This is a genomic window from Streptomyces sp. NPDC058964, from assembly GCF_042741275.1.
Lineage (GTDB): Bacteria > Actinomycetota > Actinomycetes > Streptomycetales > Streptomycetaceae > Streptomyces.
This window is the reverse complement of record NZ_JBHYKH010000997.1, coordinates 1-1,289: the sequence shown is the minus strand read 5'-3', so window position 1 is coordinate 1,289 and position 1,289 is coordinate 1. Positions and strand designations below refer to the sequence as shown.

The window sequence follows — 1,289 nt, the reverse complement described above, 5'->3', positions numbered from 1 at the left end:
GCCCATTGTGCTGTCGGGTGTTCAACTGCTTCCGGACCGCGATTGGACACCGCCGCTTCAAGGTCGACGCCCTCATCGGAGGTTCACACGTGCTGCTCTCGGAAGACGACGTGGCGCTGTTCGCGCGGGTCAGTGGCGACCAGAACGCGCTGCACTGCTCGCCCGGCCATGCCCGCCGCACCCCCTTCGGGCGGACCGTCGCCCACGGTGTCCTCGCCGTCCTGGCGACGCTGGACGAACAGGCGGCGGACGCCGGGGCGGGCGCCACGGCTGTCGAGGCCGACTTCGGCAACCCGGTGGTCCCCGGCGTGCGTTACCGCTCCGAGGCGTTGGGCGAGGCCAGGACCGGCCTCGGCTACCGGCTGCTCGACGGGGACCGTACCTGCCTGACCGTACGTGTGCGTCCCGGCGCCCCGGCGGACCTTGATCCGCTGCCCGTGCCGCAGGACCGGCCGGCTGCCCGGCACGGGATCGAGGACCTGCCGTCGGGCACCGCGGTGTCCGGAGAGTACGGCCCGGAGGGGACCCACGCGCTGCGCGGGCGGTTCCCGGTCGCGGCCCGGCTGCTCGGGCCGACGCCGCTGGCCTGCTTGTTGTGGTCGAGCTATGTGGCCGGGATGCGCCTGCCGGGAGAGAACTGCCTGCTCGGCCGGGTGGCGCTGCGCTTCCTGCCGGTCGCCGCGCGGGGGCCGGCGCGGCTGTCGTACAGCGCCCGCGTCGTCCACACCGACCTGCGCTTCGGACTGGTGTCGATCGTCGGACAGATCACGGCGGACGGCGTGGTCGTCGCCGAGTCCGAGATCGAGGCCATGGTCCGCACGCCCGCGCCGCCGGCCACCGCGGCCGCGCTGGGCGAGCACTTGAGTCCGTCGACCCGGCTGCGGGGCGCGTCGGCCGTCGTCGTCGGCGGCAGCCGCGGGCTCGGTGCGGCTCTGTCGCTCGCCCTGGCATCACAGGGCGCCGAGGTCTTCGTCGGGCATCGGGACACGCTGCCCCCTGCCCTGAGGGCCGAGGCCGAAGGGCTGCCGGGGCGGCTGCACTCCGTGCCCGGCGACGCCGCGGACCCGCGCTGGAGCGCCGAACTGCGCTCCCGCGTCGAGCGCGAGCACGGCCGGCTCGGTTTCCTGGTGTGCAGCGCGGCCCCACCCCTGCGCACGCTCGACCTGGCCGCCACCGACCTGGAACGGATGGACGCGTTCCTGACCGGTTCGCTGCGGCTGGTCAGCGCGCCGATGACCGGGCTGCTCCCGCTCCTGGAGCCGGGGAGGGGCCGATGCCTGGTGATCTCC

The 1,289-nt window shown here is 74.7% G+C and carries 1 protein-coding gene; it reads left to right on the top strand.

What is annotated here, in order from left to right; genetic code table 11:
• Positions 1–89: 89 nt before the first annotated feature.
• On the top strand, positions 90–1,289 hold a 1,200-nt coding region (locus tag ACFW2E_RS47135; RefSeq protein ID WP_384478401.1), incomplete at its 3' end, for an SDR family NAD(P)-dependent oxidoreductase.